The organism is Microscilla marina ATCC 23134, assembly GCF_000169175.1.
Lineage (GTDB): Bacteria > Bacteroidota > Bacteroidia > Cytophagales > Microscillaceae > Microscilla > Microscilla marina.
This window is the reverse complement of sequence record NZ_AAWS01000044.1, coordinates 67202-76254: the sequence shown is the minus strand read 5'-3', so window position 1 is coordinate 76254 and position 9053 is coordinate 67202. Positions and strand designations below refer to the sequence as shown.

The following is a 9053-nucleotide window of genomic DNA, read 5'->3' as shown; positions in this document are numbered from 1 at the left end:
CTTGAGACTGTAATAAAACAGTGATTTTGTCTTTTGAGCTCTGTACAACTTTTGCTATTTGTTTTTTCACCTCTTCTTCAGCTTGTGTTTTGGCAAATTTTCTTATATAATAAACTAAGAATGCAAGCAAACCCAGTAACCCAATTGACCCATACTTAAGCCAAGTTTCAAAATACAAAAGCTTTTGGTTTATATCATTTTTATGTCGCTGTAAACCCAGTTTAATTGTTGTTTCATTGTTTTCTTTTTGACCTTCCAACGTCTTTATTCTTATATTCCATTCAGCTTTTTCTTTGGAGCTAAGGACAGTAGTATCTTTCTTCGCTTGTGCAATGATTACCTGACTACTCAAACAAAAAAATGTTATGATAGTACAATTTTTGATTTTCATAAATCTCTATATTTTTATACTTAATACATCAACTAATACCAACATTGTAAAAACAACCAAATGTCACCCCTTAAACCTCACAAAACTCACCTGCGTCACCTTTTTCTTTTTGTTAACTCCTACACTTACCACCAACACTTTGCCCTCGTCAATGGCAGAGCGGTAGCCATCTAGTTTTATCGTGGGCTTGTAGTCTTCGCGCACCCATACCTCTACTTCGTTGGGGGTACCAGTTTTGGTTACCACCGCGTCCATTTCGGGGCGTTTTTTGGGGTTGAGCGTGCCTTTAAAGTAAGCCGCAGTTGCTCCTTCATTTTCGGTTACTTTTTTGGTAGGTGCTTCGCCTATACCTGCCGCTATAGCAAGGCTGCTTACCTCTACTCCTTCGGGATAAAGAGCCAACCAGCCCAAAGGAGCAATCACGTCTTTTTGGGTGAGCATACGGCGCGATTTTGGAAAACGGTCGGGGTTGGGTTCGTACATTTCGCCCGGCTTTTTGCGCTTATTTTGGGCTCCAGGGGCATCGCCAATCAAAAACTGTTGCATCATTTGCCGAAAGGCATCTTTGAGCTCGTCGTTCGAAAGCAGATACAACACTTCAGTAGTGCTGTTGTAACCTGCCCCAAAGCCTGCCCGCATCATAGCGCCTTGGTGTGCCAGGGCTTGCCTACCTTGTTGCATTTTTTTGCTGTAAGCGTCATAATTACGCGTATTATCGTGCTGCTCAAAATGGGCAAACCAATCGTTATCAGCCTTGAGCTGGGCAGTGCTCATTGCCTGTATGCTCTCAAAAATATAAGTAAGCACTTGGGTCTTGGTTGCCTCCTTATTTGCCTCGGTCAAGGTAGCCAAATCAATGCCAAACAGTTGTTGTGCCTTCTCCCGAATGCCTACCCATTGTCTGATGGTTTCGCCGCCTTGAGTGACCTCTACCCAGCTGGTTTTGTCGTCGGTTTTGAGCTTGCCCGATTGGTTTAAGTTCCACAAAAAATCAATATTAAAATCCAATTGAGATTCTATGGTTTGATTGGCCGTAATATATTCTATCGAGGGTGCTTGAGTTTGTTGGTCGGCTTTGAGCTCTAGCTTACGAGTACGTCTGTCACGCACTTTAGTCACCAAATACAAATTTACATTGCCCACCTGCCAGCGGGGTTGCGGCAACCGCCCATCGGCAATGAGCAAAAGCTTGAGCAAGTCAAATTTCTCATCGTCATGCTTCAGGCGTTTATCTATTTTACCGTCTTTTTTGCGCAGCACCTCGCCTGCACAATAAAAAGCCCTTTGCTCTAACTCATCGGCAAAGTTTTTCGATATTTTTTTAGTCTCTCTGGAGTTCCTCCTTGCTTCTGCAGTTTTGCGCTGCATCAAGCCCGACAAAAAAGTATTGGGTTGGTGATTTTCTAAGTATTTATAGAGCAATGCTGTACGTATGGCCCCCTTTAGGCTGGTGCCGGGCACATAAAACTCTCGGTTAGCAGTTTTGATATGCCCTCTTATCTGTTGCTTGGGGCTTTCGCCCAATTTGGTTTTGAGTACCTCGGGGCGTTTCAAAAACTCCAGCAACTCCTGCTCTTTGCCTTGGATTTGCATAAAACTGAGGAGGCTAAACTGCTTTCGCAAATGTGATAGTTGCTGGTTATAGTCACGTTTACGGTTTTTGTCATGCTCACGGTTTTTGCGGTCTTGCAAGTCGTCCAGCTCGCGGGTGGTTTGGTCAATCCATTTGGCATAAGCCTCTACCAAAGCTTCGTCATTTTTTATAAATTCTAAAAACTGATATTGGCTCACACGGTAATAGGTGCGTTGGTGTAACACATAATCAAGCGCTGACAGTTCTTCGCCATTGCCAATGTGCAGCGGGGTCAAGGTTTTTAGGGTCAGTTTCATAGCTTCTTCAGTTTTTATCTTCAGTGGTTTCTTTCAAGCGCATGGGCACCATCAACCCCAAGCCATTGTGCCATAGCTTATGGTGCAGCACCTTGGCTTGCTCAGCAGAGGTTACATCGACTTTTTGCCCAAAATGAGTTTGGTTAATGTAAGGGAAAATACCTCCTTCCTTGAACATAGTGAGTGGCTTTTTCAAAAATGCAGGGCTATTGACAAAGCCTAGCCTGCCCTGGCGGTTTTCTAGCTGATACCTAAAAGTATTGATTTGGGATTTTTGACTAAAGGCAGCCAACTCGCCCTGGGTAGGCAAATACAACGATAAATTGGTCATTACGTTGGGGTTGTTTACTTTAGGTAAGCGGTCAAAATCTTCGCAAGTAATCTCAAAATGCCCCTTGCCTGTGCCCCGATCGCCACCAAAGCCCGCGTGCTGCAAATAGCGCAAGGCGGCCTCAAATACGGGTACATCGCGTACCTCTGCCAAAAAAAACAAGCCCACATTGTCTTGTGCTTGGGTGTTGTTTTGCTTGTCCTCCAGATAGTTTTCGGTCACGTGAAACAGTTGCCCCACATCGTTGCGCTTCATTGTGCTACCTTTGATCCGGTCAATGGCATTGTGGGTGACGCTGATGCTGCGTGTTGTGGGAGGCGTATACCTTTGTTTATCTTTATTCTTCTCGTTCTCCTCTTTGTTTTCGTCTTCTTGGCTCCAAAAATCTTCTTCAATACTTTCAGCAGTCGCTGTCCCTTGCATGAGGTCAAAAAACTGATCTTGAGTCAAAAAACTTTGCTTGCGCACCTTTTTTTGCTCATTCATTGCGGCTAATTTCGCCCTTATTTTATCGCCTTGAAACTTCTTTTCATTGGCTGCCAAGCGTTGAAGTTCCATCTCCTTTTTGCGTTCTTTGCTCAGGTAAGGCTTGGGATAAAAACATCGCTTTTCATCTCCTAACTGCTTGTAAGGAAAAGCCGAACTGAGTACCAGTGCAGGTGCGTTGGTATCGTAAGACGCCAAAAATGCCTCTAACCTGGCTTTGCCCTGGTTGCCATATACATGATAAATAGCCCAACACAAGGTGCCCCATAGCGTATCAGAGCGCATGCCGCTTCTAAACCCTGCCTTTGGTTTCAGATAAACTATTTTCATCATAAGTTTTCGGGGTAATTGATCACTATCTCAGATAAACCTTTTAACTCGTCTTTGTTTAGTTTACCTATAGCTTTTTGGTAAACAACCGAATCTTTTATGTAGTCGTTGCTGGTGACAAATGCGGGCGCTGACAAATGCAGCTTGATCTGTCCATAGCCCCGGCTACCCGATTTGCCCAAGGTGTTGTTTTCGAGCAAACGCAAAGCTTGCATCAGGTTCGCTACATCTTTTTTGCTTGCATTTACTTGTTCGGTGCGATAGTCCTCTGTTGTTACATTATTGCCCTGCTCATCCATCAATTCATTATAAAAAACGCCCAAAATGACCTCAAAATCAAAGTAAGAACCAGCCACTACCCGCTCAATAAACCGAGGGTTGGCAGCACTCGTGAGGCGGTCTATAGTATTTTCGGGTTTGTATTCGGTATACAACAATTCTGAGTCTAAGTTCTTCCACATTTCTTGGGTGGCATCATCGGGGTTGCAGTCTCTTACGATCAAGCGGGTGGGTCCCGTTTCTTTAAGGTATTGTACCGATGCCTTGTATTTTTTGTCCGACTCGCTGTCCTTGTCATTGTCTACTTCTACTTCCTTGTCATCAGCGCCAATACCAAATATTCGCACAATGTCTTTAGCCACCGACACATCGCCAAATTTATTTTTGACGGGTTTAGTAACCGCGCCCGTACTGTACTCTAGCAAATAGCGTAGTTTGCCCTTGATAGAGCTGCCCGGTATATAAGGGTAGCGGGTTTGAGGGTTGCGCAATACAGGAGAGTCCACTCCACCTATTTCTAGTTTTTCTTTGCTGCCGCCAATGTGCAAACCAGTCACACATTCTATTTTGCCTCTCAGCACCAAGTTTGCCTTAAATACGGGCACTGAGGTTATTTTCTGTTCTTCTTGGGGGTTGTCTTCTTGGCTCATAGGTTCTTTCTTGGGTTAAACAATTATTTAGTCAAACACTGATGGTCTTACTCATAAAACTTATGATATGCCACCACGCTTTCTATCAATGCAAAGTAGTTTTCGAGGGCTATAGTCTTACCAGTCCTGGTTTCACTTGAATCTTTGGTTTTGTCCACTGTATCGGGTGCATTGAGTACCCCCTCTATAGCTGCATCCATAAAAGGTTTAAAGTTCCTACGCACCGCCTGTTGTCGCCCTGCCGCAAAAGCCAGCTTGGGCTTGAGCAATACCAACATAGTTTTGATGTCTTTGGTAAACTCCTGTTGTATTTCAAACGCTTGCCTAATCTGTAAAATGGCACTATAAAAATTTCTCAATTGATTGGTTTTCAATCGATCAGCTTTAAAAGCTTTCGCCCTGTCTTCGGCAAAGTAAATTAGGGCTTCTACATCTACAATGTGCAAGCCTGCCGCCAGGGTTTTTAGGTCTATTGCTTGTCTACTCATGAGGCTTTCCTTTATTTAATTCATTTATTTTTCTTGTTTTCCACAACACATAACTCGTGGGGATGAGGTAATCTTTGAAAGCAAATGGGTTTTTAAAATCTCTCAAAATCACTTTGACCACCTCGTGTGCCAACCCATCGGTAGCTTTCTTAATATGCTCTTCCTTAAAGCCATACCGGGCAAACAAGTAATGGAGCTTGGCGGTGTTGCGGTAAATACGTAATACATCTACCGAGCCATTGCGTCGGGTGTTCGACTTGATCAAGCGTATCAAGCGATGTACCAGGCTTCGACTCAATTGGTCATTGTTGACATGCTTTAGCAAAGTATCGCCAAAGCCCAGCATACACTCGTAGTGCTCCCAACTTAGGGTATGATCAAAAACCGAAATGGCGCCTTTTTCGGCCAGTACCTTTTCTGTAACATCTCCTGTTTTGGGGTCTTTTTTTCTTTCAATGTGTTGAAAGTTTTTAGCGCGTTTTTCTAAGTCTTCTGCCTGGTAAGCAAACCTACCCACCGGGTGTTTGACATCGCAAAAAAACAGCCCTGCACTAAAGGTGACATACGGATTATGGCAGGTAAAATCCTTGAATTGTTGGTGCAGCTCTTGGGCAAAGTGCATCAAGTTGTACCAAGAACCCACCACAAAGGCATCGTCGCCCCCCGAATAGGTGGTGTAGAGTTGGTATTTGTTGACCAACACATTGAAATAGCCAGCAAAAAACAGGTGAAACTCACGACTAAGGGTTGCCAAACGGGTAAAACTTTTTCTGTCGTTTGGTTTGTTTTCCTCTTTTGAATTGCTTTCCAGTCCAAAAGCAAAAATACTCCCCAAATAATCTACATCCAGGCGCATTGCCCCCAGCATAGGATACTCCAGGTATTTGTACTTTTTTGCCCCCTGTTTGCCCCTTCTTTCTGTATAATTAAGCATTTGCAAGCCATCAAAATGCATCACGTCTCCTGGTTTGTTGTCATACAAAGCAAGTAAAGGCTCATCTTTCTCAAAAAACTGGCGCGACTCGCTGCCAAGGAAATAAAATTTGTGGTAAACCGGACAAGGGGCTTTCAAGTCAAAAAAGTCTTCTATATTTGTCTTGTTTAAAGATATAACCGTAGCAGACTCTATCGCATCGGCGTAGTCGTTAAGCAAAACCTGGATGTCATCCTTGAGCTTGTGGTAGTCTTCGGGGGTATAAGGCGAATCAACTTCGGTGCTGCTGTCTTGCGTGTACTTTCTGGTGCTGGGCATAAAATACAATTTATTGTAAACCAATAAATCTATCACCAGCCTCCGGTCAACTCTGTTATGCTCTTCTCCTATGCTTCCATCTACTATTTGGGCAATACTGGCAGACGTTTCATGCGTTTGCACCCGACCATTTTTTGCCGTTTTACGGGTTACCCTCACCTGCTGACCTTTGTCCAGTTTCTTTTTCAATGTAAGTTCTACCAAGCACTCCGAATAAGGAATATTATTGCCCAACCATACATCTTCGAGAAACTCATCCACCGTATCTTGAACTTTCATTACCTCTTTCAGCGACGACTTCAGCACGTTGGCTTTTTGCTGGCTCATTTCTTTTTCGAGGGCGGTAAAATACTTGCCAGTATCTTCAAATAAATGGGCTCCGGCACGCACATACCCCAGCAAAAAATTAAACCCATTGCCTAGTTTTTTTCTTAAGTCTCTATTCAACTTTTCAGCAAAATCGTCTAAGTGTTTCTCTACTTGAACATAGGCAGGCGCCAAAATCATAAATTGTCCCCCGGTAGAATAAATCAGGTTAGCTTCGGTGAGTTCGAGGTGTTCCAGAAAACGTTCAGCAAGAAAATTGGTGAGCAAAGTAACGTAAAATGAGCGCCCCCGCAGTTTTTTAGACAAATCGTTGCTTCCACCTACCTGGGTCAGGTCCATGTGATGGTAGATAAATTTTTGAATGCCCGAAATATCACCTTTGAGCAAGACAAACTCCGGGGGTTCAGTAAACTTGGGCTGTGCCAGGTTGGTTTGCCCGTGGCTCAGGCAATTGACCACCGCCGCCAAAATACGCTGGTGGTCAAACACACTTACGTCGTTATCGGGCGAGTCTGCCGACGCCGAACGAGTGAGGTATTTGTGCAACAAGTGGTAAGCTGCATAGCTAAAAGCAGAAAGATCTTTTTTGGTGGCTTTACTCAACTCATTCAGGGCATTTTGCAAGCCTTTTTCTACGCTTTTTGCATTATTGGGTACAGGCAGGTTTCCGTGTGTTTTTTCTGGAAAAACACTCACTGGTTGTACGCTACCGTCAACTTCGGGCATGACGCTCAAAGAACAAGGCTGAAAAAAATACTTATAATCGTTCTTTTCATCTTGCCCAAACACCCTGGAAAGAATCGCTACCAAAGGCTGGTCTGCTACTCCTCCATTTGAGTTTGCTCCCAGTAGTTCGCGGGCTTTGTTTATCAAAGGTTCGGAGGTTTCTAAGGCTGCCTCTAACGCTTGGGGTAGCGTACCTTCTTTAAAACTAAACAGTGCTTTTAGGTAGGCTTTGCATCTTTCCTGGTTTATCATTATGTGGGTATTTTTTACTTTTCGATTTTAGGCAACCCGCCTTTTTTCTATCTATTACCCAATCACGGCATATATTTTTTTTTTAGCAAATCTACGCTCAATAATTACCTTGCAAAGATGGCAAAAAGTGATAAAAAATAGCTATGCCTCTTTAATGAGTTTTTTTACTACTTTTGACGGCAGGCTTTCATCAAACTCTGGAAAAGTTGGGCCTCATTTTTTCACAAAAAATAATTGATTGTAATGCACACCATCAAAACATTGCGCGTGCAATTTGACAGCTCGCTTAAGCCTTATGAAGTACCAGCCTTTAGGGGAGCAGTAATTGCTCAAGTGGGTTTTAAAGACACTTGGCTTTTTCATAACCATATAGATGCTCAAACATACATCTATCGTTACCCACTTATCCAGTACAAGAGCATTGCTCAAAAGCCCGTCATTTTTTGTCTCAACGAAGGAGTAGAAGAAATACACAAGCTATTTGCCCAACCCAATAGCTCCCTGACTATTGGTACACAAAAAAACGAAGCAAAAATAGGCCGACTACTGATGGAGGAGTTTACTATAGAGCTAAGTACTGCCCCTACCTATCAATATAGCATCCTCAACTGGGTGGCACTCAATCAACAACGCTACCTGGACTATAAGAAGCTGGAACGTCTCACCGATAAAATAGCGCTGCTGGAAGGCATTCTTACCGCCAATATTATTTCCATGGCAAAAGGCATTGGGTGGCATATCCCCACACTTATTCAGTTGCACATAAAATCTATAGAACATACCCGTTTTGTCACGTTCAAAAAACAGCGTTCTTTGGCATTCAACCTCACGTTTGTGTGCAATGTCGCCTTGCCCGATTTTTTAGGGTTGGGACGCAACGTCAGCATTGGTTTTGGCTCTATCAAACAGGTTAAAAGTTGATGACTACAAGTCAACTCCTTCGATTAAGATGAAGTAGTGGGTACACTATTCGCCGATTAGTAGTAATAAAAGGCAATCAATGTTGTATTGATTTCTAAAACAAAAGGCAACCCTGTATTTACAGGGCTGCCTTTTTTGCTTGTTATGGGTGCAATGCTAATAAATGAAAAATTTCATTAGCATTTCAAAACAATCTGAAAAACTAGTTTTACGATACTAATTTTCAATGTTTGTTATAATGCAATTGACACGAAGGTAATTCTTTTGTTGAATAATATGCAAATATAAAGAAGGGCTTTATTGAGGAAGAAAAATTTCAGTGAGAGAGCCCAAAGGCTCTCTTTACTGAAAATTGGCTCGATAACTATTTTCTTAGATTGTTTTGAAAGCTTGCCCCTAGCAAAAACACCGCTACAAGCAAAATACTCGAATAAGCCAAGTATTGTGATGTATCTCCTAGCGTCTTGCGGCATAAGGCAAGTAAAAAAGAATAAAACAATGGCAAGAAAAAATCTTTGTTATTTTGCCAAAACCAAATAATACGATTTATAAAATTTTCCATTTTGTAAAATTTTAGAAGTTATGTACTAACAGTATTGTTAGTACATAACTTCTTGTATTATTTGCTAAGTTCAAAAACGACCGCTATTACATTTAGTTTCAGTAATGGTCTCTAAAAACAACTAATAAAACACTAAGTACAAACAAAAGTCACAAAGCGTTTATACCA

The 9053-nt window shown here is 42.5% G+C and carries 8 protein-coding genes; 1 reads left to right on the top strand and 7 read right to left on the bottom strand.

The window, feature by feature from the left end; all coding sequences use genetic code 11:
* The 6 genes from M23134_RS28665 to cas10 all read right to left on the bottom strand — a co-directional run.
* Positions 1-391, bottom strand: a 391-nt coding sequence (locus tag M23134_RS28665; protein WP_045114533.1) for a hypothetical protein, incomplete at its 3' end; no start/stop codon positions are given.
* Positions 392-454: 63 nt separating this feature from the next.
* Positions 455-2281, bottom strand: a complete 1827-nt coding sequence (csm5, locus tag M23134_RS28660) for a type III-A CRISPR-associated RAMP protein Csm5 (RefSeq protein ID WP_002702330.1) — start codon at positions 2279-2281, stop codon at positions 455-457.
* A gap of 7 nt (positions 2282-2288) precedes the next feature.
* The gene (gene csm4 / locus M23134_RS28655; protein ID WP_002702328.1) at positions 2289-3431 is read right to left on the bottom strand and encodes a type III-A CRISPR-associated RAMP protein Csm4; all 1143 of its coding nucleotides are present in this window, start codon (positions 3429-3431) and stop codon (positions 2289-2291) included.
* Positions 3428-4357 (bottom strand): type III-A CRISPR-associated RAMP protein Csm3, encoded by a 930-nt coding sequence (gene csm3 / locus M23134_RS28650; RefSeq protein ID WP_002702327.1) that lies wholly within the window; start codon positions 4355-4357, stop codon positions 3428-3430. The genes csm4 and csm3 overlap by 4 nt, the downstream gene beginning before the upstream one ends.
* 47 nt (positions 4358-4404) lie before the next feature.
* Positions 4405-4845 (bottom strand): type III-A CRISPR-associated protein Csm2, encoded by a 441-nt coding sequence (gene csm2 / locus M23134_RS39065; RefSeq protein ID WP_002702325.1) that lies wholly within the window; start codon positions 4843-4845, stop codon positions 4405-4407.
* The gene (gene cas10, locus M23134_RS28640; RefSeq protein WP_002702323.1) at positions 4838-7402 is read right to left on the bottom strand and encodes a type III-A CRISPR-associated protein Cas10/Csm1; all 2565 of its coding nucleotides are present in this window, start codon (positions 7400-7402) and stop codon (positions 4838-4840) included. The genes csm2 and cas10 overlap by 8 nt, the downstream gene beginning before the upstream one ends.
* A gap of 243 nt (positions 7403-7645) precedes the next feature.
* On the opposite strand from cas10, the gene M23134_RS28635 reads away from it, so the two are divergent.
* Complete coding sequence (locus tag M23134_RS28635; protein ID WP_002702320.1) at positions 7646-8323, top strand: CRISPR-associated endonuclease Cas6; 678 nt, start codon at positions 7646-7648, stop codon at positions 8321-8323.
* Positions 8324-8687: 364 nt separating this feature from the next.
* Here M23134_RS28635 and M23134_RS28630 read toward each other — a convergent pair whose 3' ends face one another.
* A complete protein-coding gene (locus tag M23134_RS28630; RefSeq protein WP_002702318.1) occupies positions 8688-8885 on the bottom strand; it encodes a hypothetical protein in 198 nt (65 codons plus the stop codon).
* Positions 8886-9053 lie beyond the last annotated feature (168 nt).

Excerpts from the sequence above, each read along its gene's own strand:
- csm5 (WP_002702330.1), bottom strand. The coding sequence starts at position 2,281 with ATGAAACTGACCCTAAAAACCTTGACCCCGCTGCACATTGGCAATGGC.
- csm4 (WP_002702328.1), bottom strand. The coding sequence starts at position 3,431 with ATGATGAAAATAGTTTATCTGAAACCAAAGGCAGGGTTTAGAAGCGGC.
- csm3 (WP_002702327.1), bottom strand. The coding sequence starts at position 4,357 with ATGAGCCAAGAAGACAACCCCCAAGAAGAACAGAAAATAACCTCAGTG.
- csm2 (WP_002702325.1), bottom strand. The coding sequence starts at position 4,845 with ATGAGTAGACAAGCAATAGACCTAAAAACCCTGGCGGCAGGCTTGCAC.
- cas10 (WP_002702323.1), bottom strand. The coding sequence starts at position 7,402 with ATGATAAACCAGGAAAGATGCAAAGCCTACCTAAAAGCACTGTTTAGT.
- M23134_RS28635 (WP_002702320.1), top strand. The coding sequence starts at position 7,646 with ATGCACACCATCAAAACATTGCGCGTGCAATTTGACAGCTCGCTTAAG.
- M23134_RS28630 (WP_002702318.1), bottom strand. The coding sequence starts at position 8,885 with ATGGAAAATTTTATAAATCGTATTATTTGGTTTTGGCAAAATAACAAA.